Source organism: Haloarcula halobia, from assembly GCF_029338255.1.
Taxonomy (GTDB): Archaea; Halobacteriota; Halobacteria; order Halobacteriales; family Haloarculaceae; genus Haloarcula; species Haloarcula halobia.
Genome location: NZ_CP119787.1, coordinates 2,143,458 through 2,170,127 on the forward strand (window position 1 = coordinate 2,143,458; position 26,670 = coordinate 2,170,127).

At 67.7% G+C, this 26,670-nt stretch carries 29 protein-coding genes; 13 read left to right on the forward strand and 16 right to left on the reverse strand.

Annotated features, from left to right (window positions below):
- Positions 1–109: 109 nt before the first annotated feature.
- A complete protein-coding gene (locus P1K88_RS11360) occupies positions 110–553 on the forward strand; it encodes a universal stress protein (protein WP_276410287.1) in 444 nt (147 codons plus the stop codon).
- Here the strand turns inward: P1K88_RS11360 and P1K88_RS11365 are convergent.
- Entirely contained in the window at positions 514–1,518 is a 1,005-nt protein-coding gene (locus tag P1K88_RS11365; RefSeq protein ID WP_276410288.1) for a mechanosensitive ion channel family protein, read from the reverse strand. The genes P1K88_RS11360 and P1K88_RS11365 overlap by 40 nt on opposite strands.
- A 208-nt stretch (positions 1,519–1,726) precedes the next feature.
- Between P1K88_RS11365 and P1K88_RS11370 the strand changes: the two genes are divergently transcribed.
- The gene (locus P1K88_RS11370) at positions 1,727–1,921 is read left to right on the forward strand and encodes a DUF8106 domain-containing protein (protein ID WP_276410289.1); all 195 of its coding nucleotides are present in this window, start codon (positions 1,727–1,729) and stop codon (positions 1,919–1,921) included.
- Between the two features lie 48 nt (positions 1,922–1,969).
- Here P1K88_RS11370 and P1K88_RS11375 read toward each other — a convergent pair whose 3' ends face one another.
- Positions 1,970–2,821 (reverse strand): eIF2B alpha/beta/delta subunit family protein, encoded by an 852-nt coding sequence (locus P1K88_RS11375; RefSeq protein ID WP_276410290.1) that lies wholly within the window; start codon positions 2,819–2,821, stop codon positions 1,970–1,972.
- Between the two features lie 88 nt (positions 2,822–2,909).
- Between P1K88_RS11375 and P1K88_RS11380 the strand changes: the two genes are divergently transcribed.
- Positions 2,910–3,347 (forward strand): type IV pilin domain-containing protein, encoded by a 438-nt coding sequence (locus tag P1K88_RS11380; protein WP_276410291.1) that lies wholly within the window; start codon positions 2,910–2,912, stop codon positions 3,345–3,347.
- Positions 3,348–3,361: 14 nt separating this feature from the next.
- On the opposite strand, the gene P1K88_RS11385 is transcribed toward P1K88_RS11380, so the two are convergent.
- Together P1K88_RS11385 and P1K88_RS11390 are read right to left on the reverse strand one after the other, a co-directional pair.
- A complete protein-coding gene (locus P1K88_RS11385) occupies positions 3,362–4,822 on the reverse strand; it encodes an RtcB family protein (protein WP_276410292.1) in 1,461 nt (486 codons plus the stop codon).
- 53 nt (positions 4,823–4,875) lie between these two features.
- Positions 4,876–5,970, reverse strand: coding sequence for a DoxX family protein (locus tag P1K88_RS11390; protein ID WP_276410293.1), 1,095 nt, complete (start codon positions 5,968–5,970; stop codon positions 4,876–4,878).
- A 134-nt stretch (positions 5,971–6,104) separates the two neighbouring features.
- Here P1K88_RS11390 and P1K88_RS11395 point away from each other — a divergent pair, with 134 nt between their 5' ends.
- Genes P1K88_RS11395 through P1K88_RS11405 form a run of 3 tightly spaced genes read left to right on the forward strand, consistent with a single transcriptional unit; the run spans position 6,105 to position 8,680 of the window.
- A complete protein-coding gene (locus tag P1K88_RS11395) occupies positions 6,105–6,584 on the forward strand; it encodes a GNAT family N-acetyltransferase (RefSeq protein WP_276410294.1) in 480 nt (159 codons plus the stop codon).
- A gap of 39 nt (positions 6,585–6,623) precedes the next feature.
- Complete coding sequence (gene priS / locus P1K88_RS11400; protein WP_276410295.1) at positions 6,624–7,802, forward strand: DNA primase small subunit PriS; 1,179 nt, start codon at positions 6,624–6,626, stop codon at positions 7,800–7,802.
- Positions 7,799–8,680 (forward strand): hypothetical protein, encoded by an 882-nt coding sequence (locus P1K88_RS11405; protein ID WP_276410296.1) that lies wholly within the window; start codon positions 7,799–7,801, stop codon positions 8,678–8,680. The genes priS and P1K88_RS11405 overlap by 4 nt, the downstream gene beginning before the upstream one ends.
- 47 nt (positions 8,681–8,727) lie before the next feature.
- Here P1K88_RS11405 and P1K88_RS11410 read toward each other — a convergent pair whose 3' ends face one another.
- Positions 8,728–9,825: a S1C family serine protease gene (locus tag P1K88_RS11410; protein ID WP_276410297.1), complete on the reverse strand. Its 1,098-nt coding sequence runs from the start codon at positions 9,823–9,825 to the stop codon at positions 8,728–8,730.
- 78 nt (positions 9,826–9,903) lie between these two features.
- On the opposite strand from P1K88_RS11410, the gene P1K88_RS11415 reads away from it, so the two are divergent.
- The 5 genes from P1K88_RS11415 (at position 9,904) to P1K88_RS11435 (ending at position 13,502) form a co-directional block, all read left to right on the forward strand.
- The gene (locus tag P1K88_RS11415; RefSeq protein WP_276410298.1) at positions 9,904–10,167 is read left to right on the forward strand and encodes a hypothetical protein; all 264 of its coding nucleotides are present in this window, start codon (positions 9,904–9,906) and stop codon (positions 10,165–10,167) included.
- A gap of 59 nt (positions 10,168–10,226) precedes the next feature.
- Positions 10,227–10,937 (forward strand): metal-dependent hydrolase, encoded by a 711-nt coding sequence (locus P1K88_RS11420; protein ID WP_276410299.1) that lies wholly within the window; start codon positions 10,227–10,229, stop codon positions 10,935–10,937.
- 306 nt (positions 10,938–11,243) lie between these two features.
- On the forward strand, positions 11,244–11,639 hold the full coding sequence (locus P1K88_RS11425) for an OsmC family protein (protein ID WP_276410300.1): 396 nt from the start codon (positions 11,244–11,246) through the stop codon (positions 11,637–11,639).
- 71 nt (positions 11,640–11,710) lie between these two features.
- The gene (locus tag P1K88_RS11430; RefSeq protein WP_276410301.1) at positions 11,711–12,148 is read left to right on the forward strand and encodes a DUF5799 family protein; all 438 of its coding nucleotides are present in this window, start codon (positions 11,711–11,713) and stop codon (positions 12,146–12,148) included.
- 220 nt (positions 12,149–12,368) lie between these two features.
- On the forward strand, positions 12,369–13,502 hold the full coding sequence (locus P1K88_RS11435; protein ID WP_276410302.1) for a hypothetical protein: 1,134 nt from the start codon (positions 12,369–12,371) through the stop codon (positions 13,500–13,502).
- A 21-nt stretch (positions 13,503–13,523) separates the two neighbouring features.
- Here P1K88_RS11435 and pfkB read toward each other — a convergent pair whose 3' ends face one another.
- The 11 genes from pfkB to P1K88_RS11490 all read right to left on the reverse strand — a co-directional run bounded on the left by pfkB (position 13,524) and on the right by P1K88_RS11490 (position 24,274).
- Positions 13,524–14,438, reverse strand: a complete 915-nt coding sequence (pfkB, locus tag P1K88_RS11440) for a 1-phosphofructokinase (protein ID WP_276410303.1) — start codon at positions 14,436–14,438, stop codon at positions 13,524–13,526.
- On the reverse strand, positions 14,435–15,196 hold the full coding sequence (gene glpR / locus P1K88_RS11445; RefSeq protein WP_276410304.1) for an HTH-type transcriptional regulator GlpR: 762 nt from the start codon (positions 15,194–15,196) through the stop codon (positions 14,435–14,437). Before glpR ends, pfkB begins: the two co-directional genes overlap by 4 nt.
- Positions 15,197–15,276: 80 nt before the next feature.
- Positions 15,277–16,260: an isocitrate/isopropylmalate dehydrogenase family protein gene (locus P1K88_RS11450; RefSeq protein WP_276410305.1), complete on the reverse strand. Its 984-nt coding sequence runs from the start codon at positions 16,258–16,260 to the stop codon at positions 15,277–15,279.
- Between the two features lie 115 nt (positions 16,261–16,375).
- A complete protein-coding gene (locus P1K88_RS11455; protein ID WP_276410306.1) occupies positions 16,376–16,744 on the reverse strand; it encodes a hypothetical protein in 369 nt (122 codons plus the stop codon).
- Between the two features lie 92 nt (positions 16,745–16,836).
- Positions 16,837–17,535: a 3-isopropylmalate dehydratase small subunit gene (gene leuD / locus P1K88_RS11460; RefSeq protein WP_276410307.1), complete on the reverse strand. Its 699-nt coding sequence runs from the start codon at positions 17,533–17,535 to the stop codon at positions 16,837–16,839.
- A gap of 100 nt (positions 17,536–17,635) precedes the next feature.
- Positions 17,636–19,057: a 3-isopropylmalate dehydratase large subunit gene (gene leuC, locus P1K88_RS11465; protein ID WP_276410308.1), complete on the reverse strand. Its 1,422-nt coding sequence runs from the start codon at positions 19,055–19,057 to the stop codon at positions 17,636–17,638.
- The gene (locus tag P1K88_RS11470; protein ID WP_276410309.1) at positions 19,054–19,353 is read right to left on the reverse strand and encodes a DUF7989 family protein; all 300 of its coding nucleotides are present in this window, start codon (positions 19,351–19,353) and stop codon (positions 19,054–19,056) included. Before P1K88_RS11470 ends, leuC begins: the two co-directional genes overlap by 4 nt.
- Positions 19,346–20,377: a ketol-acid reductoisomerase gene (gene ilvC / locus P1K88_RS11475; protein ID WP_276410310.1), complete on the reverse strand. Its 1,032-nt coding sequence runs from the start codon at positions 20,375–20,377 to the stop codon at positions 19,346–19,348. Before ilvC ends, P1K88_RS11470 begins: the two co-directional genes overlap by 8 nt.
- Positions 20,370–20,957 (reverse strand): acetolactate synthase small subunit, encoded by a 588-nt coding sequence (gene ilvN, locus P1K88_RS11480; protein WP_276410311.1) that lies wholly within the window; start codon positions 20,955–20,957, stop codon positions 20,370–20,372. The genes ilvC and ilvN overlap by 8 nt, the downstream gene beginning before the upstream one ends.
- A 14-nt stretch (positions 20,958–20,971) precedes the next feature.
- On the reverse strand, positions 20,972–22,732 hold the full coding sequence (ilvB, locus tag P1K88_RS11485) for a biosynthetic-type acetolactate synthase large subunit (protein WP_276410312.1): 1,761 nt from the start codon (positions 22,730–22,732) through the stop codon (positions 20,972–20,974).
- A gap of 345 nt (positions 22,733–23,077) precedes the next feature.
- Positions 23,078–24,274, reverse strand: coding sequence for a LeuA family protein (locus P1K88_RS11490; protein ID WP_276414142.1), 1,197 nt, complete (start codon positions 24,272–24,274; stop codon positions 23,078–23,080).
- Positions 24,275–24,462: 188 nt separating this feature from the next.
- On the opposite strand from P1K88_RS11490, the gene P1K88_RS11495 reads away from it, so the two are divergent.
- Both P1K88_RS11495 and P1K88_RS11500 read left to right on the forward strand, forming a co-directional pair.
- Positions 24,463–26,277, forward strand: coding sequence for a formate/nitrite transporter family protein (locus P1K88_RS11495; RefSeq protein ID WP_276410313.1), 1,815 nt, complete (start codon positions 24,463–24,465; stop codon positions 26,275–26,277).
- An 89-nt stretch (positions 26,278–26,366) separates the two neighbouring features.
- A complete protein-coding gene (locus tag P1K88_RS11500; RefSeq protein WP_276410314.1) occupies positions 26,367–26,669 on the forward strand; it encodes a DUF5779 family protein in 303 nt (100 codons plus the stop codon).
- The last annotated feature ends 1 nt before the right edge of the window (position 26,670 follow it).

A 26,670-nucleotide genomic window follows, 5' to 3' on the forward strand; every position in this document is an offset into this window, starting at 1 on the left:
ACGGGCTAAGGTGCTGCGACTCCGGCGTCCCGGACGGTGGCTCCGGTCATACAGCAGACAGACGTCTCCGTCGCTAGGAATATAAACACCCGGAGCCAATCATCACTCGATGCAACAGGTCGTCGTCCCGGTCCGGTATCCGCTCTCGGAGAACTCGCGAGCGACGCTCGGGGAGGCCATCACGGTCGCAGAGGAGCGGGACGCCGACCTGACCGTGCTCCACGTGAACCTCTATCAGAACGGGACGCGAGTGACCCGCAGCGACCTCAAGCGGGCCGTCGAAAAGGCGTTCGGCCACCTCCCGCGGACACGATACGTCGTCCGGACGGGCCTGCTCGTCGAGGAGACCATCTTGGACGAGGTGGCCGCTCAGGACGCGGACGTCGTCGTCATCGGGAGCAAGCAGGTCAGTCGGTGGCGAAAGATGGTCCGCAGACTCGTCGACGACCCCGACATCGACCACTTCCTCCGGGAGGAACTCGACTGTGACGTCGTGACGGTCAGCCCGGACGCTCAGCCGTCGCGCGCCTCGTCGAGATCCTCCGGGCCCTGACTGTCACCGGCGACCGGCGCCTCGTCGGCCAGCGAGACCTGCATCTCGCCGCTGGTCTCGTCGAAGTGCAGGTGCGAGTGGGGGTAGGCGATCTCCACGTCGGCGTCGTCCAGTTCGTCCAAGACGACCGTCTGGATCCGCGAGCGGACGCGAAGCAGCTTGTACGGCTCTGTCGCCCAGTACCGGAGTGTCAGCAAGACCCCGTGGTCGGCGAAATCGTCGATGTAGACCGTCGGCGACGCCGGGTAGCGAGCGGCGCCGATTCGGATGTCGGGCCCGCCCTCGATGACGTCGTCACACCGCTGTGCGGCACGCTCGATGAGGTTCCGGGCCGCCGGGATGTCGCTCTCGTAGGTGACCAGGAACTGCTGGGAGAGGCGAGTCCGGGGGTCCTCGGCGGAGTAGTTGATCACGTCCCGCTGGCGTATCTCGCCGTTGGGAATCACCAGGAACGTGTTGTCCAGCGTGAAGATCTTCGTGTGCCGGAGCGTGATGTCTTCGACGAACCCCTGCTGGCTCCGGTCGGCCAGTTCGATCATGTCACCGATCTCGTAGGGCTGGTCCGCGAGCAGGAACATCCCCGAGATGATGCTCCCGACGATGGGGGCGAGGATGACACCGATGACCGCCGAGAACACGGTAACGGAAAGCGCGATGTCGGCCAGCTGGAGGCCGTAGATGTTCATCACCGTCAAGAGCGCGAAGATGAACACGAAGGCGCGGATGCTCCGTAACGCCGTCCGGGTGAGGCTCGGGCGGCGGAACCGCTGGGCGATGCGGCGGCCGAGCAGGCGGACGAGGAGCCGGGAGATGACGAAGGCGACGGCCATCACCAACAGCGCTGTGGCCAGGCGCGTGACCCAGAGCGGGATGGCGACCGGGAGCAACCCGCCGAGGTCGGTCGCGGCCTCGGTCGGCGTCGGCGTCTGTGTCGCCTGTAACAGCCAGACGGAACCGGTACGCATAGGCCACCATCCACGTGCCCCCGAGAAAAGGATTCCCCTCCGGAAACAGCGGGCCCGACCCCCGGAATCGCCCCCGCCCGCACCGGCACACCGGTGGAGTTATCAAATTTGCAGTAAATAACAAAACCACCAGACGTGAGCGGTCTGTCGTGAACAATCAAACAGTTGCCCGACACTTATATCCGTGTTCGTCACCTTCGTCTACGTGATGACCTCCACCGAGCCGTTCACTGTGGGCGGCGTCGACGATTTCTCGCCCCCCGACGAGCGACGCAAAGCCGTCCTGTTTTGCCCCGACTGCGGTCACGAGATCGACCTGCGAGACGACTGGGAGCCCGTCGAGGGTGGCGACTGCGATCAGCTCCGCTGTCCGGTCTGCTGGACCGTCGTCGACACCGACTGACACCCCCAGAACAGATTTTCGCCGCTACGGCCGACGAGACGACACCCGTCAGTAGTCGTAGACCTGGTCGTCCGTCACCACGCTGTCGAGCAGCTCTGTCGGCGTCGCGTCGTAGGCCGGGTTCGCGAGCTCGAACCCCTCGGCCGGTTCGCGCATCACCTCGGCCACGGGGCGGAACTCGTTTTTGAAGGCGAACCCGCCCTCCACGAGTTTCGCGCCGGCGCCGACGACAGTTATCGGGACACCGGCGTCGACGGCCACCGTCGAGATCTGGTAGGTGCCGACCCGGTTGTAGTACGTATCTCCGACGATACACGTCATCCCCAGCAGGACGCGGTCACACTCGCTGACGTAGTAGCCCGCGGCGCTGTCGACGATGAGCGTCACGTCGATGCCCTCCCGCTGGGCGAGCTGGCGGGCCGCCTTCCGGCCCAGCATCCGGGGCCGGGACTCCGTGACGTATATCTCGAACGTGGCGCCGTCGGCCAGCGCCTCGTCCAGCGCGGCCATGACAGTCGAGGAGAAGTCGTGTAACAAGAGGACGTCGTCGTCGGCGATGAACTCGGCCGCCCGTTCGGCGGCCCGGTCTTTCGCGCCCTCGACGTCGGTGACCACGTCGTCGATAGCCGCGAGCGTGACGGCCTTCGCGGCCTCGACGTCGTCAGGGTCCCCGTCGCGGACGCGCTGGACGATTTCCTCCTGGGTGGTGTGGAGCGACGCGTGAGACGGGTTCGCCCGCTGGAGGGCGTGGCTGTTCCGTTCGAGGGTCCGGAGGTACGCCTCCACGGTCGGATAGTCCCGTTCGGTCAGCGTCCGGAGTGCCTTGGCCGCTTTCACGGCGACGACAGAAGAACTGTGGGTCTGCATCTCCTCGATCTGCTTGACCGTCTCGTCTATCATACCAACTGCTGTGGCCCGGACCGTCATGTGTCTTCCCCCACGAGACCCGAATGACCTATACCGCTGGTCACCCTTCCGTCGGAACGAGATGCGTGGGCGACGACTGCGCACCGACACGCTCGGGATGTCTGAGGCCATCGGCGTAGCGGTGCTCATCGGCCTGACGATAACCGTGACGGCGATGGTCGGCATGAACGTCCTCGTCCTCTCCGGCGAGGACGACGGCGGCGTCCCGCAGGCCAACTTCACCTACGACTACATCGAGGGGAACAGTGCCCTCATCGTGACGCACGCCCGCGGTGACGAGATCCAGGCTGGAAACATCGAGTTCCACGGGCCGGGGAACAACGTCACCTGGGCGCAACTGGCCAACCGGAACGAGACGGCCACGGTCGGCCCGGGCGACATCACCCAGCTCGGATCCGGGAACGCCTACGGGCAGAGCGTCCAGCGCGGCGACCGCATAGAGATATATCTCAACCGGAGCGGCAACCGGACCAAACTGAGCGAGTGGGGCGGGGGCTGACAGTCCCAGACGGGTCAGCCCTTGATGTTACAGACGGGGAAGGTTCGAGCCACCTTGTCGCCGATACCCAGGGCGTCGGAGACGCGGACCACCTCGTCGACGTCCTTGTAGACGCCGGGGGCCTCCTCTGCGACCGTGGCACCCGACTGGGCCTTGACGTAGACGTGCTCGTGTTCGCGGAGGTCGTCCCTGACGTCCTCGCCCCAGTACTCCTGTTTGGCCTGGGTGCGCGACATCAGCCGGCCGGCACCGTGGGCCGTCGAGCCGAACGACTCCGTCATCGACTCGGCCCCGCCACGGAGCACGTAACTCCCGGCGCCCATACTCCCGGGGATGATGATGGGCTGGCCGACGTCGGCGTAGGCCGGCGGCAGTTCCGGCCGACCGGCCGGGAACGCGCGCGTCGCCCCTTTCCGGTGGACGAACAGCTCCCGCTTTTCCCCGTCGACGTCGTGGACCTCGCGTTTCGCGATGTTGTGGGCGACGTCGTACAGCAGGTACATCCCCATGTCCGCCCACGAGCGGTCGAAGACGTCCTCGAAGACCGTCCGGGTCCGGTGCATCACGAGCTGGCGGTTCACCCAGGCGAAGTTGATTGCCGCACACATCGCCGCGTAGTAGTCCTCGGCCAGTTGCGACCCCGCGGGGGCGGCGGCCAGCTCCTTGTCGGGCAGCTGCTCGAGCAGCCCCTGGTGGGCCTGCTCGATCTTCCGGAGGTAGTCCGTACAGACCTGGTGGCCGAGTCCGCGGGAGCCACAGTGGATGAGAACGACGATCTGGTCGGTCGACAGGCCGAAGTCGGCCGCGACGTCAGCCCGGAACACGTCGGTGACGCGCTGGACCTCCAGGAAGTGGTTGCCGGACCCGAGCGACCCCACCTGGTCGCGCCCGCGATTCTTGGCCTTCTCGGAGACCTTCGACGCGTCCGCCTCTGGTCGGTAACCCTCGTCCTCGCAGTGGGCCAGGTCTTCCTCGACGGCGTAGCCGTGTTCGAGCGCCCAGTCCACCCCGCGTTCGAGAATCGCCTCGACGTCCTCGACGGTGCCCTCGTGAACACCGCCACCGCCCAGCCCCGACGGGATGGCATCGAACAGCGCGTCGACGAGGGCCGCCTCGTGACCCTGCACGTCGTCGTAGGTCAGGTTCGTCTTCAGCATCCGGACGCCACAGTTGATGTCGTATCCCACCGCGCCGGGCGAGATACAGCCCTCCTCGGCGTCGATACCGGCGACGCCGCCGACCGGGAAGCCATAGCCCTGGTGCCCGTCGGGCATACAGAGCGTGTACTTCCGGACGCCAGGGAGGTGCGCGGAGTTTCGCAGCTGCTCGAGCGTCTTGTCGTCGCTGATCTCGTCGAGCAGCGCCTCGCTGGCCAGCACGCGCGCCGGCACGCGCATCCCGTCTTGCTCGGGAATCTCCCAGACGTAGTCCCGGACCTTCTCGAGCGTGACGTCCCCGGCCTCGTAGGTAGTCATGGGAGACACTCCGGTCCCCAGGCTAAAAATGTCACCCGTGAAACGGCAGGGGGTCAGTCGGCGGCAGCGGGCGAGTCCCCGTCGGCGACGGCCGGGCGGCCGATCCAGTGGTCGATAGAGAGCGGACCGGCCCCGAGCGTGAACAGCGCCGAGACCAGGCCGTAGAGCGTGACGTGGACGAGGACCGGGTCGTCCGGCAGGCCAAAGAGCGTCGTCGTGAACAGCAGGAACGAGACGGCGGCGGCCCCGCGGGTGAACAGACCGACGACGAATGCGAGGCCGACGGCGACTTCGGTCAGGCCCGCGCCGAGCACCCACAGACCGGGGTCGACCGGGACGAATGCGGTCAGGTCGTACTTCTCGACGACGAGCAGGGCGCTCCCGGGGGTCGCGAGCTTCTGGAACAGACCGAGGTAGACGAACGTCGCCCCGACGCCGACCCTGAGTACGACCGGGACGTACCGGCGGTACGGGGCCGTCACCTCGTCGAAAAAGCCATCGAGGAGGTGGAACGGGTCGAAGCGGCCGTAGATGGTCCCCTCGGTGCTCGCGACCTCCTTGAGCATCTGGTCGGCGCTCGGCCGGCCGCCACCGAGAATCAGCAGCGCGAGGAACGCGGGCACGAACTCCATGGCGATGACGGCGGCGGGGTCGACGGTCAGCGTCCAGGCGTAGGTCGCCAGGCCGACCGCGCTGGCGATGCGGACCGCCAGCCCGAACAGGAGGACGAACCCGAGGCCGATCAACAGCACCCGGAGGCCGGGGTTTGCCGTCGTCGAGAAGGCGACGGTCGGCGCGAAGCGGTACCCCTGGAAGCCGGCGCCGACCAGTGGGAGACCGACGCTCAGGCGAATCATCCACGGGACGAGGTCGGCGTAGCCGGCGAGCGTGTTCCGGAGGACGACGATGTCGGGTATCGTCGGCCGGACCCAGAGATAGCCCGCGGTCCCGGCGACGGTGAGCAGGCCGACGGCGGCAAACAGCGCCGCGTTGAACGGGTTCGACAGCACCGCGAGTGCGAACTCGACCGCGTCGATGGCCTCCCCCGGCCCGTCGGTGACGTAATCGACGTGGCCGGCGACCGGACGACTGTACGCGAGCACCATCAGGACCGCGACGAGCGGGCGAAGGCTCCGACGAACGGACATGCGAGAGATTACGGGCAGAGACACCTAATCCTGTCCTTGTGTGCCGGAGTGCCACAGTCGGTCTGTGGTCGGACCGCCCAGTAGCACCGTCAGGGCGGTGGAATTATGTTCGTGCCGCTGGAAACTTGCAGTCAGTGAGCGTCAACGTCGAAACGCGCATCGTGGAGCGGGGTAGCGACGACTACGTCGACGCTGCCTGGCGGCTCAAAGAGGACATCCGTCAATCGGAGGGGGTCCTGCGCCAGCGACACGGGTTCTTCCGCAACGCGTACCGCCGGTCGACGGTGTATCTCTACGTCGACCGTTCGCACGACCGCCTGGTCGGATTCGCGGCGGTCCGTCGTGACGGGTACATCCTCTTTCTGGCCGTCGACGACGAGTACCGCGGCCACGGCTTCGGCAAGCGCCTCGTCGCCCGCGTCGCCGAGGACTACGGCACCGTGACATGCCACGCCCGAACGACAAACGAGGAGGCGCTGGGTTTCTACAAGCACGTCGGCTTCCAGATTCGGCGCCGCATCGACAACTACTACGAGGACGGCGGCGACGCCTACTACCTCCGACTGGGCGAGGAGACGATTCGGGACAAACTGTCGAAGTTGCTACGCGGCTAGGAGAACGCTTTTGAGTGGAACCGACGAACGGAGTAGCCGATGGAAGAGCGGACGCTCTCGTACCTGCGTGGCCGCTTCGGGGACCACTACCGGCGGGCCTCGATCACCCCGCCGCCGGCCGCGAACGAACGCGAGTGGGGGTTCGTCCCCTGGACCGAGGGCCCGGGCGAGACGATGGTCCGCCACCGCTCGCTGCTCGACCTGGGCGAGCTGACCGAGTTTCTCGGCCGCAAGAAACCCAGACACGTCTACTTCTCCGCGGGTCGCTACGACGACCCCAGCGCGTCGACGATGAGCGACAAGGGGTGGCGCTCGTCGGACCTCGTCTTCGACCTCGACGCCGACCACCTCCCCTCGGTGGTGCTGGGCGAGGACACGTACGGGGAGATGCTCGAAAAGTGCAAGCACGCCCTGCTGCGCCTGCTGGACTTCCTCGAGGAGGACTTCGACTTCGAGGACATGACCGTCGTCTTCTCGGGCGGCCGGGGCTACCACGTCCACGTCCGCGACGAGAGCGTCCGCGGCCTGAGCCGGGAGGCGCGCCGCGAAATCGTCGACTACGTGCGGGGCATCGGCCTGGAGTTCGAGGAACTCGTCAGCGAACAGGCCGTCTCCGGGACGGCCGGCCGGTCCAGTCCCGCACAGAAGCGGACGCTCGTGACCGAGGGCGGGTGGGGCGAGCGTACCCACCGCCACATCATGGCCGAGGTCGATTCGCTGCTGGAGATGGACGAGCAGGCGGCGCTCGAACGCCTGCAGGAGTACGACGGCATCGGCGAGGGGAAGGCGACGGCCGCGCTGAACGCCGCGGGGAACAACTACGACCAGCTCGTGGCCGGCAACATCGACGTCCACCCAGCGTTCTTCCAGATTGCGCGGGTGCTCCACCACGAGGCAGTCGCGAACGACAACGCCCCCATCGACGAACCGGTGACGACGGACACGAACCGCCTCATCCGGTTGCCGGGCTCGCTCCACGGGGGGAGCGGCCTCGAGGTCCAGCGCATCGACCGCGACGACATCGCGGCCTTCGACCCGCTGGTCGACCCCGTCCCCGAGACGTTCCGGGGGCACGAGATCACCGTCGACGTCACCGACCCCGGCCTGGTCGAGCTCGGGGGCGATAGTTTTACAGTCGAGGCGGGTATCCAATCAGTACCAGAGCACGTGGGTATCTTCCTGATGGCCCGCGGGCGCGCGGAGAAGGGCAAGGAATGAATCTCGACGAACTCCAGTCCGTGCAATCCCGGGAGCGCCAGACCGACCAGCTCCAGCAGCTGCGCGCGACCTTCTACGAGGAGGCGGGGGAGTTCATCGCCCAGCTGCGCGAGGAGCGCTCGCGGGCGGCCGAGCGGGCCGACGACCCCTTCGACGCCCCGGAGGTGAACCACCTCACCGACGACATCAACACGGCCGAACAGACCATCGAAGCCATCTACGAGCGCCGCGTCGGAAAGATCGTCAAGATGGCCTCGCTGGCCGCCGCCGACATGCCGATGGAGGACGACGGCCTCACACAGGAGGAACGGACCCTCTTCGAGACGATGGTCCAGGCCATCAAGGACAACCGAAACCACGTCCTCGACGTCGTCTCCGGTGAGACGAGCGGCGCCCCCGTCGAAGCCGGCACGACGGCCGAAGCCGGCGCCGAGTCCCGGACCTCCCCGGCGACAGACGACGCGGTCGGTGCGAGCGAGACCGGCCGGTCGGGGGTCGACGCGGCGGACGTGATGGGCGCGTCGGGGTCCGAATCCCCGGAGCAGTCACCGCCAGTCCCCGACGACGTCGGCGGGGACCGGCCTCCGGACGAGGCCGGTATCGCGACGGGCCCGGACGATTCGCCACCTGACGCGACCGACGGGGACGCGCCCACGAACGCATCCGAAGACGAAGCCAGCGGTCCGTCGGCGAACGGCGGCGACGCCGGCGGCAGGGACGACGTGGCCCGTCGAACCGTCCGCATCACCGACGACGTTGGCGAGATCTTCGGGGTCGACGAGCGCGAGTACGACCTCTCGCGGGACGACGTCGTCACCCTCCCCAGCGACAACGCGGACCCGCTGGTCGAACAGGACGCCGCCGAACCACTGGAGTGAGTCCCCGGGAGCGACGGCGACGAGTCGTTCGGTGGCGGCGCTATCTCTCAGGGCTCGGGCCGTTCGCCGAGCGTCAGGTCGACGGTCTGCTCGCGTCCGTCGCGCTGGACGGTGACGGCGATGGTGTCGCCGGGACTGGTCTCGAGGGCGAGGTACGTCGCCAGCGCCTGCCGTGTCGCTGTCGATGTCCCGTCGAGGCGCCGCACCACGTCGCCGCCGGTCGGCACCTCCGTGCCGGAGACGACCCGCGATCCGTCGCTCCCCCGGAGAACGCCCTCGGCGGGCCCACCCTCGACTGTGTCGTCGATGTAGACGCCGCTCGCCGTCTCCAGGCCGTTCGCTTGCGCGACCAGCGGGGAGACGCTCCGTAACAACACCCCCATGTAGGAGTGGTCGTAGGCCCCGCGACTGATGAGCGCGGGCGCGACCCGCCGGGTCAGCTGAGCGGAGATGGCGAAGCCGACGTTGTCGCCCCCGCCGGAGTTGATGACGCCGAGGACGGTCCCCTCGAGGTCGACCAGCGGGCCGCCGCTGTTGCCCGGATTGACCGCTGCGTCGGTCTGGATGGCATCCGCGATGGAGAAGTTGTTCGCGCTCCTGAGCGTCCGATCGACCCCGCTGACGATGCCGGCCGAGACGGACCCCGAGAGGCCGAAGGGATTGCCGATGGCGACGACCTCCGTCCCGATGGCGGGGTCCCGCTCGGCGAGTGTCAGCGGGGTCGCGGCGGCCGACGGTTCGGCGACCTCGAGTACCGCCAGGTCGCTGTAGACGTCCGCCCCGACGAGGGTCGCCTCGCGCCAGCCGGTGTCGGCAAAGCGCACGTAGTACGCGTCACCGCCGGTGACGACGTGCTCGTTGGTGACGATGTGGCTGTCGTCGACGACGAACCCACTGCCCTGTGACCCGCGACTGGCGTCGGTGACGACGCGTATCGACACCACCGACCCGGCGACCTGCTGGTAGACGTCAGCGTATCTGCTCCCGTCGGTCTCGACCCCGACGGCCTCCCGAGCAGGGGTCGACGTCGACTGGGACTGGTCCCGCGACTGGCCGGCCTGTCCGGGCGACTGACAGCCTGCTGCCCCAGCAATGGCGACGCCGACCGAACCGAGAAACCGGCGTCGCGACAGGGAACTATCCATGTCCGTACGTCGGGACCGAGTCCGATGAATCCCACGGTCGGCCGAAGACTCAATACCGTCGACCGCCCACCGCCACTCATGGGAAAGAACGCATCCGGGTCCGAGACCCCCTCACCGGGGTTCGTCCTCCCCGGACTCAGAGCGGGCGTCGAGATGGCACTCGTCGGCATCATCGTCGCGCTCATCGGCCTGCCGGCACGGGAACCGCTGGTCCTGGGGGTCGTCTTGCTCGCGGCTCTGCTCGCGATGACGGTGGTCCTCTTCTGGGCGATGAACCGGCACATGCGAAAGTGGATCCGCTACGCGCAGGGCAAGCCCACACGGACGAGCCTGTTCGACTGACGGGGACCTGCCAGCCCACTGTACAGTTAAGTGCGAGCCCCGTGTACCGTCGGGCGCTTATGGAGCTAACCTGGCACGGCCACTCGACGTGGCACGTCTCCGTCGACGGAACCGACCTGCTCATCGACCCGTTCTTCGACAACCCGGTAACCGACACCGATCCCGAGGAACTCCACCCGGACTACGTCCTGCTCACACACGGGCACGCCGACCACATCGCGGACGTCGACCGCTATCGGGGCAGCACCGTCGTCGGGACGCCCGAGGTCGTCGAGTACTGCGAGGACAACTACGGCGTCTCCGACACCATCGGGATGAACATCGGCGGCACCGTCGAGGTCGGTGACGCCTTCGCCACGATGCACCGCGCCGACCACACCAACGGGATGGACACCTCTTACGGGGCCACCGGCGGCATGCCCGCGGGATACATCATCTCGGACACCAAGCCCACACAGGTCAGCGACGCCGACTCGACGACCTTCTACCACGCCGGCGACACCGGCCTGATGACCGAGATGCGCGAGGTCATCGGCCCGTACCTGGAACCGGACGCCGCCGCGCTGCCGGTCGGCGACCACTTCACCATGGGCCCGATGCAGGCCGCCATCGCCGTCGACTGGCTCGACGTCGACCACGCGTTCCCCATGCACTACGACACGTTCCCGCCTATCGAGATCGAGGTCGACGACTTCGCCCGCGAGGTGAAAGCGACCGGCAGCGACACCGAAGTGCACGTCCTCGACGGTGACGAGACGTTCACGCTCTAGTCGCGGACCCGCAACCCGATACCTCGAACCGGGTGCCGCCCTCGGCGCTCCCGGTAACTGCTATTCCAGTCGCTGTCGGCGGCGATTCCCCTGGTACTGTCGAGCTCGGACCGCCGTGTCCGCAGTATCGGAGTACTCGACCTCGAAGACGCGGTTTGGGGTGTCGACGAAGACGCCCGGCGCGTTGTCCCCGAGGGGGTAGCCGTCCGGCCTCACCCCGCGGGGTGACGAAGTCCTCGCCCGCGTGGGCTTGCACCGGGTCGCCCAGCAACACTTACCACGCCGGGCCGAGACTGGCCGAACGCAATGACAGACATCGAAGTCACCAGCACGTGCGAGGAAGGGTACACGGTCGAGAGCGTCATCGACGGCGAGTGGGAGCTCGTCGTGGACGCGCTCAGCGAGGACGGCCCGTCGGCGAACCAGGTCCTGGCAGCGGACTACGCCTCCTGTTACATCCCGGCGTTCCGCGTCGCCGCGAACAAGACCGGCTACGACGACATCGGGACGGTCACCATCGACGTCGAGGCCGACCTGGACGAGGACGACGACCTCGAGGCCATCCGCTGGCACATCGAGGTCGAACGGAACCTCGGCGACGACGAGGCGGACATCGTCGAGCTGGGCGAGGAGATCTGTCACGTCCACTCGGCGCTCCGCGAGCCGCTCCACGCCGACATTACCATCGAGTCCGGCGTCTGAGTGGCCGCCGACCACCACTGCGGCGGCGGTCCCGGGAAACGCTCATACGCACGGCCCCCCAAGAACGGGCCATGAGCGATTCATCCTGGACCGACCGCATCGCGGCCGAGCGGATGTCCGTCGACCAACAGTTCAACGAACACGTCGAGGCCTCGTCGTTCTCGAGCCAGCAGTGGGGCCTCGTGATGACCGCCGTCGAGTTCGAGATAGAGAACCCACAGAACCCCGACGAGGCCCGCGTGGTGGCCAACACCTCCAAGCTCGCGAGCGTCATGCCCGAGATGGACCGCATCGAACAGCAGTCCCCGATGGGTGCCGGCGGCGGGTCGGGCGGGTCCAGCGGCGGCATCTTCTCGGGCGTCAAGGCCGCACTGGGCCTCGGTGGGGGTGGGAGCCAGAGTGCACGGGAGGATGAGGCGGCGCAACTGGCACAACAGTACGCCGAGAAGCTCCAAGAGGAACTGGAATCCAAGGGGCGCTGGAAGGCGATCTGCGAGATAGCGGCCTGATCCGACCGCGACGAACGCGAGGTGGTCAGACGGAGCCTGCACGTTCGATACGAAACGTACACAATCGAAAACGGTTAGTGCGTATTCCCGGAACGTCCCATCGTATGCGAGACGTTAGCGCCGGTCCGCCCCCACGGACCGACGTCGGGAGGCACAGCGACGACGCCCGGGCCACACGTGTAGAGTCCAGCAGTGAACGCGTCGGAGGACGGTGCCTGCGATGACCGTCGACGACGACACGCGCGCGGCGGTCGAGAGGGCCCTCGAACAGTTCCCCGAGGCGACCGCTCTCCCGGCGGCCATCGACCGCGGGACTGTCGTCTTCGGTTTCGACGGGTACGTGGACCGCGTCCGCGAGCTGGTCGCCGACCGGTCGGACCCGGAGACGTTCGACCGTCTGGCGACGCTGGCCTCGCTGGGCGAGCGGATCGAGCGGTCGGTGGCCGCCGACAGCTCGCTCTCGTTCGAGTGGCTCCAGCACGGCACCCGGACGGGCGGCCACACCTGCCACCTCTCCCGAGCCTTCGGCACCTGGACGTTCGACCCGGTGATGGTCGGGATGTACGGGGACCCCGTCTCCGAACCGTTCGAACGGGAGTTCGGCGACTACGAGATGCACTCGCTGGGCGAGAACGGCGTCACCGACGCCGTCGAGTTCGACGACGGGAAGCTCATGCTGACCGAAGTCGGCGACACGATGGACCTAGACTGGGCGACGCTGGACGAGGCGGTCGGCCACGACACGCTCGTGGATCGCCTCGACGGCGCTCGCCTGCTCGGGACCGGCTACTGGTCGGAGACGCCCGACCTGCCGGCCGTCCTCGACGGACTCCGCGACCGCTGGGGCGACGTCGAGAATCCGCCGAGTCACGTGCTCGTCGACCCCGGCGACGTCCGCAAACTCGACGACGGCCGGCTCCGGGCCGGCAGCGAGGCCATCGCTCGCTTAGACGAGGTGACGAACGTCGTCGTCTCGTCGAACCGGGCCGAGACGAGCGTCCTGGCCGACGCCTACGCGGGCGCTGCCGACCGCTCGTTCGAGGGCGACGTCCGGGCGGCCTTCGACGCGCTCGACCCGACCTGGTTCGTGGGCCACGGCCTCGAGCGCTCGGCCGTGGCGACACCGGACGGTGTCTTCAGTGTCAGTAACCCGACGGTCGATGAACCCGAGATGACGACCAGTTCCGGCGACCACTTCAACGCCGGCCTGGGCCTGGGCCTGGTGGCCGGCCTCGACGCGGCGCCGGCCCTGGTGCTCGGGAACGCAGTCGCCGGCTACTTCGTCCGCACGGCCGACCAGCCGTCGCTGACGGAGGTCCGGACCTTCGTAGAGGAGTACCTCGCGAAGTTCTGAGTTGTGGCTGTCGCGGGGCGCTCACTCGTCGAGTCGACGGACGGAGACCCGGTCGCGCACGCCGTCGAGGCCGTCGAAGGCCGGGACGGAGGTCCCTGCCTGCTGGACCACTCGCGAGGAGACGGCCACGCCCGTCCTGAGCGCCGTCAGGTCGTCCGCGCCGTCGTCCCAGGCACCGACGAACCCCGAGAGGAGCGCGTCACCGGCCCCGACCGTATCGACCACGTCGACGTCGAGGGCATCGGCGTGGTACAGTGCCGATTGCGTCGCGAGCACGGCCCCGTCGCCACCCATCGACGCGAGGACGCGGTCGAAGCCCCGACTCCGGAACCGGTCTGCCGCGCGGGCACACCCGGCGACGGTCGAGACGTCGGCACCCGTGGCCTCGCCCAGTTCCTCCCGGTTGGGCTTACAGAGCGCGTAGGACGACTCGAGCTGGGTGAGGTACGCGCCGCCCATGTCGACGAGCGTCTCCCAGTCGCCGGCGTCGGCGATGCGGTCGACGTCCGCCGTCGAGACGCCCGGCGGGAGGCTCCCCGCGACGACCACGCGTTCCGGGTCCGCGGACCGGACCGCCTCGACCAGGTCCTCGACGGACTGGTCGGCCACCGGCGCGCTGTCGTGGTTGAGCTTGTACTCCTCGCCGGCCGCGATGGCCGTCGTGTTCAACCGGGTCGGCCCGTCGACGTGGACGAAGTCCGCCTCGACGCCGGCTTCGCGCAGCTCGTCACGGACGAACTGTCCGGTGAACCCGCCGACGACACCGGTCGCGAGGCACGGACGACCCATCGCCGCGAGTATCTGCGCCACGTTGATGCCCTTGCCGCCGGCGTCGAACCTCGCCTCGGTGGCCCGGAGGACGGTGTCCGGTTCGATGGGTTCGTCGAACTGTATCGTCTGGTCCACTGCTGGGTTGTAGGTGACTGTGACAATCATGGGCTGACACTCTCTACGAGTACGTCGGCTTCGTCGAGCGCGGCCGCGAGAGTCGCCGGCGGGTCGGCGTCCGTCACGAGCACGTCGACCTGGTCCAGGTCGGCGAAGGTGACGAAACTCCGCTCCTCGAACTTCGAACCGTCGGCGACGAGGACGACCCGCCCGGCGCGCTCGACCATCCGCGCTTTCACCTCCGCCTCCTCCTCGTTTGGCGTCGAGAGCCCCGCAGCCGCGTCGATGCCGTTCGTCCCGAGAAACAGGAGGTCGAAGTTCGTCCGGTCGAGGAAGGCCGTCGCCGTCGGGCCGACCAGCGCCCGCGTCCGGGAGCGAAGCGTCCCGCCGGTGAGCTTGACGTCGACGCCACGCTCCGAGAGCTCGGTCGCCAGCCTCGGCATGTTCGTCGCCGCAACGTACCCGCTGTCGGGCAGCGCGCGAGCCACCTCGATTGTCGTCGTGCCGGCGTCGAAGAACACCACCTGTCCGTCCCGGACCTCCGCTTTCGCGTGGTCGGCGATGGCCTGCTTGGCCGACAGTCGCTCCACCTCACGCTGGTCGTACGGTCGCTCGGTCCCGACCGAGGACGTCGGCACGGCGCCACCGTGAGAGCGCTCGATTCGGCCCTCCGCTTCGAGGTCACGGAGGTCACGGCGGATGGTCGCCTTCGAGAAGCCGAGTTCGTCGGCCAGCCGTGCGACCGAACAGCCGTCCCGTTCCGTCACCAGTTCCACGATAGTCCGTTTTCGCTCGGCCGGGAGCATCGTCGCTCGGGAGGTTTGCCCCGGACCGATTTACCACTTTCTATCGTATCGTTTCGTTTCTGCGCGCTTCGGTCGGGAGCTTACAGCTCTGCCAGCACGGCGTCGGTGACGTCGCGGGTGGCGGCGTCACCGCCCAGGTCGGGCGTCCGCGGACCGCTCTCCAGGACCGTCTCCACGGCCGTTCGCACCCGGTCACCCTCGTCGTCGTAGCCGAGGTGGTCCAGCAGCATCGCCGCCGAGAGGATCATCGCCGACGGGTTGGCGACGCCCTCGCCGGCGATATCGGGGGCGGAGCCGTGGACCGGTTCGAACAGCGCGTTGTCCTCGCCGACGTTCGCCGACGGGAGGAGTCCGAGGCCGCCGACCAGGCCGGCCGCGAGGTCCGAGAGCATGTCCCCGGCGAGGTTCGGGCAGATGACGACGCCGTAGTCCTCGGGATACATGACCAGATGTGTCGCCAGCGCGTCCATCAGCGCCGTGTCGTAGTCGGCGCCGCGCTCGTCGCCGACGGCCTCGGCCGTCTCCAGGAACAGCCCGTCCGTCTGGCGCATGACGTTCGCCTTGTGTGCGATCGTCACGTCGTCGTAGCCGTTCTGCTTCGCGTACTGGAACCCGAACTCCGCGATGTCGCGGGACGCCTCCTCGGTGATGACGCGCGTGCAGGTCGTGACGCCGTCGGTTATCTCGCTCTCGATGCCCTTGTAGACGCCCTCGGTGTTCTCGCGGATGAACACGAGGTCGGTGTCCGGCTGGACGGCGTCGAGGGCCGGGTAGGAGACGGCCGGCCGCACGTTGGCGAAGGAATCGACGACCTGCCGGAGCGGGAGGATGACGTCGGCGGCCGTCTCGCCGGCGGCGCCAAACAGCGTCGCGTCGGCGTCGGCCGCCAGGTCCCGCGTCGCCTGTGGGAGTGCCTCGCCGGTCTCGGCCTTCACGGCGTCGCCGGCCTCGCCCTCGACGAACTCGAAGTCGACGGATTCGATGGCCTCCAGTACCTCGACGGCGGCGGGCGTGACCTCCTGCCCGATGCCGTCCCCGGGGATGACTGCGATCTCGTGTGTCATGGACGTACTTCCGCCGGTGGCCGAAAAGAGGGTGTCGATATCCGAGACGGTGCCCGGTCCCCGCGGATGTGACTGGCACGACGGCGAACCTTTGTGCCTCCGACGCGTTCGACTGTCAGAGTCGCTCGTAGAGGTAGCCACCGACCAGGACGAGCATCAGCGCGAACGTCCAGCTGAAGATCTGTACGGTGACGTCCGGCGGCGACATGCCGACCGCGATTATCGGGACGACGATGCTGCCGACCGCGACGTTCCGGGCGACGAAGTACTTCGACCCCGGTCTCCCGAGTCGATCGTGGCGGAGCCGCAGATACAGAAGCGTCAGCGGAAAGAGCGGGTACGTCAGCACGAGCACCGACACCCACTTGCCGGGCCACTCGACGCCACGCGTCGCGGCGTCGAAGGCGACCCAGACGACGGCCGAACCGACCGTGACCGGGACGATGAACCCGAACAGCAGCGCGAGGAGCAGCCAGTGGTTCACGACAGTGCTACCGGGTGAGAGACCGATAAACTACACGATTCCGACGGTCAGCGAACCGGACGCTCGCGAAGCGGTGATAACATACCGCTCGGTCAGTCGTCCGCTTCGAGGTCCGACCGCGTCTGGTCCAGATACGGCAACTGCGCGGCCGTCTCCTCGATGGCGTTGCGGTTGGCCTTCATCAGCGCCGTCGTGTCCCAGATGCCCTCGACGAGGGCCTGTCGCTGGGCGTCGTCGACGCTGACCGAGATCTCGTTGCCGAGCGCAGAACTCTCCGAGTTCTGCTCGGCTCCGGAATCGTCCGATTCCGGAACGCCGTAGCGGACCGTCTCTGCCGCCACGTCGACCTCGATCTTCCCGTCGGGGTTGTCGTCGACCCACTGCTGGAGCGCGTTGATGGTCTCGTGGTCGGCCGTGACCGTCGGGATGCCCAGCGCGAGGCAGTTCCCGGCGAAGATCTCGGCGAAGCCCTCGCCGATGATGGCGTCGATGCCCCAGCGCATGAGCGCCTGCGGGGCGTGCTCGCGGGAGGAGCCACAGCCGAAGTTGTTGTTGACCACCATGACGTTGGCGTCCTGGAACCGCTCCTCGTTCATCGGGTGGTCCTTCTCGTTGTCCTCGTCGTCGAACCGCAGGTCGAAGAAGGCAAACTCCCCGAGGCCGTCGAAGGTGACGACCTTCATGAACCGCGCGGGGATGATCTGGTCGGTGTCGATGTCGTTCCCGCGGATGGGGACGCCGGTGCCCTCGACGTAGTCGACCTCGGGAATCTCCTCGGTCGGGTCGGTCATGCGACCACCCCCAGGACTTCGTCCTGGCGCGGTCGCTTCGGACGCTCACGGGTCGCTTCGCTCCCCGTTCGCGTATTCGAGACGCGTCGCGTCTCGCTTGTCATGCTAACGACACCTCCTTCAGGTCGCGCACGTCGGAGACCTGCCCGTTGATGGCCGCGGCGGCGACCATCCTGGGATTCATCAGGACCGTGCGCCCGTCCTTGGAGCCCTGGCGGCCGACGAAGTTCCGGTTCGAGGACGAGGCACACGCCTCGTCGCCCTCCAGCTGGTCCTCGTTCATGCCCAGACACATCGAACAGCCGGCGTTGCGCCACTCGAAGCCGGCCTCCTCGAAGATGTCTTTCAGTCCCTCCTCCTCGGCGGCGCGCTGGACGCGCTGGCTGCCGGGGACGACGAACGCACGCACGCTGTCGTCGACCTGCCGGCCCTTGACGATGCGGGCGGCGCGTCGCAGGTCGGGCAGGCGGGCGTTAGTACAGGAACCCAGGAAGGCGACGTCGACGTCGTAGCCCTCCATTGTCTGGCCGGGCTCGACGCGCATGTGCTTCTGGGCGCGCCGGGCCGTGTCCTGCTTGTCCTCTGGGAGGTCCTCGGGGGCCGGGATCGGGTCGTCGATGCCGATGCCCTGGCCGGGCGTGGTCCCCCAGGTGACGACGGGGTCCAAGTCGCCGGCGTCGATCTCCACGACGTCGTCGTACTCGGCGTCCGCGTCACTGCGGATGGACTCCCAGTAGGGCTTCAGCTCCTCGAACTTCCCGGGGTGCTCCTGGAAGTAGTCCGTCTCTTTCATCCACTCGTAGGTGGTCTCGTCGGGGTTGACGTAGCCCGCGCGAGCGCCGCCCTCGATGGACATGTTACAGATGGACATCCGGCCCTCCATGTCGAGGTTCTCGATGGTCTCGCCGGCGTACTCGTAGACGTAGCCGACGCCGCCCTCGGTGCCCAGGCGACGGATGATCTCTAAGATGATATCCTTGGCCTCGACGCCCTCGTCGAGTTCGCCGTTGACCTCGATCTTGCGGACCTTTTGCTTCTCCATCGCGATGGTCTGGGTCGCCAGCACGTCGCGGATCTGGCTGGTCCCGATACCGAAGGCGAGCGCGCCGAACGCGCCGTGAGTCGAGGTGTGGCTGTCGCCACAGACGATGGTCTTGCCGGGCTGGGTGATGCCCTGCTCCGGACCGATGACGTGGACGATGCCCTGGTCGCCGGTCGTCGGGTCGGAGAACTCGATGCCCGCGTCCCGGACGTTCTGTTCGAGTTCGGCCATCATGGTCTCGGCCGCGTCGTCGCTGTAGGGCCGGTCCTGGTTGGCCGTCGGGACGATGTGGTCGACCGTCGCGTGGGTCAGGTCCGGGCGCGCGACCTCGAGGCCGCGCTCCTGGAGCATGCCGAACGCCTGTGGACTCGTGACCTCGTGGATGAGGTGGAGGCCCACGAACAGCTGGTCCTGCCCGTTGGGCAGCGTCGTGACCTTGTGGCGGTCCCAGACCTTGTCGTAGAGCGTGCCTCGACTCATACTGACTCGTCTCGTCCCTCTGTCCCGCGCTCGTAGGCACGGGAGACGCCGTCACCGGGGGTCTCGTGGTCGACGTCCTCCATCGTTTCGTCGGCCTCGGCGGTCGCCTCACCGTCCGGGTCGACCGCGTCCCGCTCGCCGCCGTCGGCGGCCACTGTGGGGCCGCGGACGAACGCCGCGCCGAACGTCTCGTTCGTGTGTGGATGCGTGTGGTCCACGTCTCGCATGGTGTCTGTGCCTCGCTCACCGCGGTGGCCGTTCGCGTTCTCCGAGAAATCGCGTTTCTCGCTAGTCATCTGCTGGTGCTTCCTGTGTCTCTTGCTCGGCGTCCTCGCTCCACGAGAACAGCTCGCGGAGTCGGGCGCCGACCTCCTCGATCTGGTGGTTCTGCTCGGCATCGCGGTACTGCTTGTAGGCCGGCCGGTGGGCCTGGTTCTCCGAAATCCACTCGCGAGCGAACTCGCCGTTCTGGACCTCCTCGAGCAGTTTGTCCATCCCCTCGCGGTTGATGACTTCCTCGCCCCGCGTGAGGCCGCCGTACTCGGCCGTGTCGGAAACGGAGTTCCACATGCCCATGTGCCCGCCCTCGTACATCAGGTCGACGATGAGCTTGGGCTCGTTGAGACACTCGAAGTAGGCCATCTCCGGCGCGTAGCCCGCGTCGACGAGCGTCTCGAAGCCGGCTTTCACCATCTCGGTGACGCCGCCACAGAGGACGGCCTGCTCGCCGAAGAGGTCGGTCTCGACCTCCTCCTGGAACGTCGTCTCGATGACGCCCGCGCGGGTGCAACCGATGGCCTTCGAGTACGCCAGGGACTCCTCCTTGGCCGACCCAGTCGCGTCCTGGTAGATGGCGATGAGGCCCGGCGTCCCCTCGCCGCGCTCGTAGGTCCGGCGCACGAGGTGTCCGGGGGACTTCGGCGCCGACATCGTCACGTCGACGTCCTCGGACGGGCGGATCTGCCCGTAGTGGATGTTGAAGCCGTGGGCGAACTGGAGCGTGTCGCCGGCTTCGAGGCCGTCCTCGATGGCCTCGTAGACGGCCGGCTGGACGGTGTCCGGGACCAGCATGACCACGCGGTCGGCCTCCGCTGCGGCGACGTCGGGCGTCTCGACGCGGAGCCCTTCGGCTTCGGCGGCCTCGCGCGACGAGGAGTCCTCGCGCAGGCCGACGACGACGTCCATGCCCGAGTCCTTGAGGTTCAGCGCGTGGGCGTGGCCCTGGGATCCGTAGCCCAGGACGGCGATTGTCTCGTCTTCGATGAGCGATACGTCTGCGTCCTCGTCGTGGTAGACCGTGGTGGTGAATTCTTCAGTCATGTTTCTCCAGTGTGTCTGCGCCCCGTTCCAGTGCTGCTGCACCGGTGCGGACGACTTCCTGCACGTCGAACTGCTTGAACGCCTCGACGGCGGCGTCTATCTTCGGCTTGCTTCCCGTGACCTCGACGGTCACCGAGTCCGTGGCGGCGTCGACGGCCTGGCCGCCGTACATCTCCGCGACGGCGTTGACGTCGTCGGGTTTCTCCCCGCCGACCTTGATGAGCGCCAGCTCGCGGCGGACCGCCTCGGGTTCGAGTTCGGTGACCGAGATGACCGGAACCAGCTTCTGCAGTTGCTTTTTGGCCTGGTCGATTCCGGGTTCCGGTTCCTCGATGAGGATGGTCATTCGGGCTGTATCCTCGTCGACCGTCGGCCCGACAGTGAGGCTTTCGATGTTGAACTGCCGGCGGCTAAAGAGGCCCGAGATCTCGGCCAGTACGCCGGGCCGGTGTTTGACCAGCGCCGAGAGCACGGCCTGTCGGGGTTCGTGGGTCACTTCGGCCTCGGGGTCGACGCGGATCCCCTGCGAGTTGCGTCGACCCTCGGGGCGCATCCGTTCGTCCGGTGCTGGACCTGGCATTCCTCCAGTCATTGTTAGAGCATCTCCAGATGGGATTCTTCGAGCGCGAACAGCCCGTTGTCACCGCCGCTGGGGACCATCGGGAAGACGTTCTCCGCCGGGTCGATGATGGCGTCGATGACCGCGGGGCCGTCGTACTCGCGCGCTGCCTGGATGGTGTCCTCGACGTCGGCTTCGTCCTCGAGGCGGAACCCGCGGGCGCCGAAGGCCTCGGCGAGCTTGTCGAACTGCGGAATCCACGGGTACTCGGAGGCCATCCGCCGCCCCTCGTAGAAGCCGTCCTGCCACTGGCGGACCATCCCGACCGCCTCGTTGTTGAGGACGACGTAGGTGATGTCGAGTTGCTCGCGGACCGCGACGATCAGTTCCTGGACGGTCATCAGGAACGAGCCGTCGCCGTCGAAGCAGACCACCTCCTGGTCGGGCGCCGCGAGCTTCGCGCCGATGGCCGCGGGGGCGCCGTAGCCCATCGTCCCCAGGCCGTGCGAGGAGACCCAGGTCCGGGGCTCGGTGAACTCCCAGAACTGCGAGGCCCACATCTGGTGTTGGCCGACGCCGGTACAGACGATGGTGTCGTCGTCCGTGACCTCCGAGAACGTCTCGACGATGTACTGCGGTTTCAGGGGTTCGTCGTCGGGCATCTCGTAGGTCATCGGGTACTCCGATTTCCAGTCCTGACACCGCTCGCGCCACTCGTCGGCGTCGGGCGCACGCGGCATCGCGTCGTAGAGCTGGCGCAGGACCATCTTGGCGTCGCCGATGAGCGGGTAGTCCGCGTAGATGTTCTTGCTGATCTCGGCCGGGTCGATGTCGACGTGGATGATCTCGGCGTCGGGCGCGAACGAGTCGACGCCGCCGGTCAGGCGGTCGTCGAACCGCGTCCCGATGGCGAGCATGCAGTCGGTGTTCGTGATGGCGAGGTTGGCGTACCCGGTGCCGTGCATCCCGGCCCACTCCAGCGAGAGCTCGTGGTCCTCGGGGAACGAGCCGATGCCGGGCATCGTCGTGATGACCGGAATCTCGTACTCCGTGGCGAACTCCCGGAGGGCCGGCGAGGCGTCAGCCTTGATCACGCCGCCGCCGGCGAGGATGACCGGGCGCTCGGCGTCGGCGAGCGCCTCGACTGCCTCCTGGACGTCGGTGTCGTCGGCTTCCTCGGGGACGTCGTAGGTGTCGGGCGTCGTCGGCGCCATCGGCTCCCGGTCGGTCTCGCCCTGCGTGACGTCTTTCGGGAGGTCGACCAGCGTCGGTCCCTGTCGGCCCGACGCCGCGAGGGCGAACGCCTCGCTGACGTTGTCGCCGACGGTGTCCGAGTCGCCCGCGAAGTAGCTCTCCTTGGTGATGGGCTGGGTGATGCCGACGGTGTCGGTCTCCTGGAAGGCGTCGTTGCCGACGAAGTCGGTCGGGACCTGACCCGTGAGCGCGATCATCGGGTCGGAGTCCATGCTGGCGTCGGCGATGCCGGTCACCAGGTTCGTCGCGCCGGGCCCGGACGTCGCAAAGCAGACGCCGGGGTCGCCGGTCACGACGCCGTAGGCGTCGGCGGCGTGTGAGGCCCCCTGTTCGTGGGCCATCGTCACGTGGGTGATGTCGGAGTCGTACAGCGCGTCGTAGACGGGCATGATGGCCCCGCCCTGGACGCCGAAGACGTAGTCCGTCCCGGCGTTCTCGAGCGCCCGGATGACCGACTGGGCCCCCGTGGTTATCGGCTCTCGGTCGTCGTCCTGTTCGGTCTCCGTCTGGTCCTCTTTCGGGACCGATGCGCGTTCACTCATAGCTGCCTCCTGTGGGTCGCATCGTCGTGGGTGTGTGCATGGCTGTGTAGTTGGGTGGTAGCGAGTCGGTACGAGCGGCGTCGGATGTGAAGATGTGTGGGGGCTAGAAGGCCCCTACGATACCCTCGCCGAGAAGTACGGACGCGCGGCTGGTCGACGGTCGGTCGCGGTGTCCAGCGCGCGCAGTCGTCACGTACGGAACCAAACCGCCCCGGATAATAAGCGTTCTGTGAGAGGATTTGCCGCACGTGGCGGCCCGTGCCGGCCGCTCGGGGGCCGAACCGGTGCCCCGAGACCACGCGTCGCTCGCGGGGACGAACTGCGACCGGAGACGGGGTCATGGGCCTACGCCCGGACCTCCTCTTGCTCCTCGTCGACGCCGAGCTCCTTGGCGAACCGCTCCAGCTCGGTCATCGTGACCTGCTGTTTCTCCGCGCCGTAGTCTTTGACGCGGCGGGTCACCTCGCGGACCTCGGCATCGGTGGGGGCGTAGCCGGCGTCCTGCAGCCGTTCGCGCACCGAGTGGGTCCCGGTGTGCTTCCCGAGCACCAGTTCGCGCTCGGAACCCACCATCTCGGGGGTCATCACGCCCGGCTCGAACGTGTCGGAGTTCTCGATGACGCCGGCGGCGTGGATGCCGCTCTCGTGGGAGAACGCGTTCGAGCCCACGATGGGCTTGTTGGCCGGCACCGGGATGTTGGACTTCTCCTCGACCATCCGTGACAGCTCGGTGATGCGGGTCGTGTCGATGCCGGTGTCGACGTCGTAGAGTGACTCCAGTGCCATCACGACCTCCTCGTAGGCCGCGTTACCGGCCCGTTCGCCGATGCCGTTGACCGACACCTGGGCCTGGCTCGCGCCGGCCTCGAAGCCGGAGATGGCGTTGGCCGACGCGAAGCCGAAGTCGTCGTGCGTGTGCACGTCGATGCGGGCGTCCGTGTGTGCGTCGACGATCTCGATGAGGTCGTAGAACCGCCGGGGCGTCGCCACGCCGACGGTGTCCGGGATGTTGATCCAGTCTGCACCCGCCGCGGACGTCTCCTCGATGACCTCGATGAGGAACTCCTCAGAGGTCCGGGTGGCGTCCATCGGCGAGAACATGCACTCGACGCCGGCCTCCGTGACGCGCTCGATGCACTCGATGGCAGCGTCGAGCGCCTCCTGCCGGGTGGCGTGCATGGAGTCTTGCAACTGTACGTCCGACGTCGAGACGAACGTGTGGACCATGTCGACGCCGGAGTCCAGCGCCGCCTCGATGTCTTTCTCGACAACACGTGCCAGTCCGCAGGTCGTCCCCCGGGTGGACTCGGCGATGTCGCGCACTGCCTCGAACTCCGCGTCGGAGTTGACGGGGAACCCGGCCTCGATGACGTGGGTACCCATCTCGTCCAGCAGCGCGGCTATCTCGCGTTTGTCCTCGTAGTTGAACGACGTGCGTGGCGACTGTTCACCGTCGCGCAGCGTGGTGTCGAAAATGCGTGCGTCTGTTATCTCAGACGTGGAATCCAGTGTGCCCTGGAAGAACTCGATCCGCCGGAGAATCCGACGTGCCCTCGTTGTTGGACATAATCACTTCTACCTGGACGCTTCCGGTACTTATAGTTGTCCGTTGCGGCCCCCGCCGTCTGACACCGGCGTAGCCGGCGCCCGTCGGTCGGATTCGCACACGTACCCCACGACTACCGACGGGGAGAAGAACTACTTAGTGGCACCACGGAGTCGTCCCACCAATGAGCGATATCGACAGGACTGACAGCGACGAATCGCTGCGCGAGGCCGTCGAGCGGTCCCGGAGCGGCGCACCCGCCGTCGGCAGCGTCGTCAGGGACCGGTTCTCCTCGGACGAGGTCTTCCAGCGCATCGTCGCCGCGGCGGACGAGGAGATAACGTCGGGCTCTCGGGAGCTGTTCTTCAGTGCCCTCGCGGCCGGGTTCGCCATCACCATCACCTTCATGCTCTACGTCTCGATGAAGACCTCGACCGGATCGGACCCGGTCCTGAGCGCGATGCTGTACCCGCTGGGGTTCATCTACATCATCATCGGCGGCTACCAGCTGTACACGGAGAACACGCTGCCGCCCGTGGCGCTGACGCTCGAGCGCCTGGCCAGCGTTCCGGCGCTCCTGCGCAACTGGGTCGTCGTCCTGACGGGGAACTTCACCGGCGGCGCGATGGGGGCCGCCGCGCTCGCGTTCGGCGGCGTCCTCTCCCCGGAGGCCGCGACGGTCGCGGCCGCCATCGCACGCGAGGGGGTCGACACCGCCTGGTGGAGCCTGTTCAGCAAGGCCGCCTTCGCCGGGCTCATCGTCGCCGGCGTCGTCTGGGTGGAGTACGCCGCCCGGGACACCATTTCACGCCTCGTGGTGGTCTACCTGGCCTTCCTCGCGATTCCGCTAGGGGGGCTGTACCACTCGGTCGTCTCCTTCACCGAGATGATCTACCTGGTGTTGCACGGCGACATCGCGCTCGGAGTGGGCCTCGCGGAGTTCGTCCTCCCGGTGTTGCTCGGCAACACCGTCGGCGGCGTCGTGCTCGTGACCGTGGTCAACTACTTCCAGACGACCGAGGAGCGCCTCGCGTCGGCCCGGTTCGAGGGTGCGGAACGACAGCTCTCGATACCGGAGTGGACGCTCGGGAGCCTCGCCGGGCGTTCCTACGTGCCGCTGCTCGACGAGGAGGATGCCCCGGCCGTGGCCGACGACGACGGGTACCGGATTCTCGTCCCCATCCTGAACCCGCGGACCGAAGGCGACCTGGTCCGGTTGGCCTGTCTGCTGGGGAGCGACCGGCCGGACGCGGTCGTCTCCCCGGTCCACATCGTCCAGACGCCCACCGGTCGGCGGGGATACGGCTCGTCGGAGCGCAAGCAGATCGTCGACGAGTCGAACAGGCTGATGGCGGACCTGGCTGACGTCGCCGCCGACTACGACGTCGACTACGAGAGCGCCACGGTCGTCTCCCAGCGCTCGTTCGAGGCACTCTTCGAAGTCGCCCGCCGGAACCAGGCTGACCTGGTCGTGATGCAGTGGGACGACGACCGGGTGTGGGGTGCCGCGAGGGCCTCCCGGTCGCTCAGCGACCTGACTCGCGAACTCCCCTGTGACTTCCTCGTCCTCAAGAACCGCGGGTTCGACCCCTCGCGCATCCTGCTGCCGATCGAAGCCGGGCGAAACTGCGAGCTGAGCGCGCAAGTCGGGCGCACGCTCCGGTCGGTGGCCGGCGCCGACCTCTCGCTGTTGCACGTCGTCGACGGTCCCGACGAACGCGAGGCGGGGGAGGCGTTCCTCGAACGCTGGGCGCGCGAGCATGACATCGAGGACGCGACGCGAACGGTCGACGACTCGGGCGACGTGGAGACGGCCATCGCCCGCGAGGCCCGCTCGCGCTCGCTCGTCATCGTCGGGGCGACCGAGCGGGGGCTCCTCACGCGTCTCGTCCACGATTCGCTGAACCTCTCGGTCGTCGACGACCTCGAGTGTTCGGTGTTGCTCACCGAGCGGGCGACGCCCCGGTCGCTCACCGAGCGGCTGTTCGGCCGGCGCTGACGGGTCGGGGGGGACGGCCCACCCGCCGACGGCGACGGGCCGACCCGCGCTGCGGTGGATTTTTGCTGGTGCCACGTCTGCTCCCGTGCATGAGTGATTTCGAGGGGCTCGACCTGCAGGCCGTCGAGGACCAGATGGACGTCGACGCCGACGCCAGCGGGAGCAACCGCGTGGTCCTGGGCGTCCTCGACGGGCGGACGGACGACCAGGAGTGGATCGACGCCGTCGACGGCGGGGCCGTCCTCGTCTTGAACGTCGAGGGGGACCTGAACGAGCTCGCGTCGGGGTTCGCCCGTCCGATAACCGAGGCCGGGGGCGAACTCATGCACTTTCGCGGGTTCCTCGTCGTCACGCCCCCCGGCGTCAGCATCGACACCGACCGCCTGAACTGAG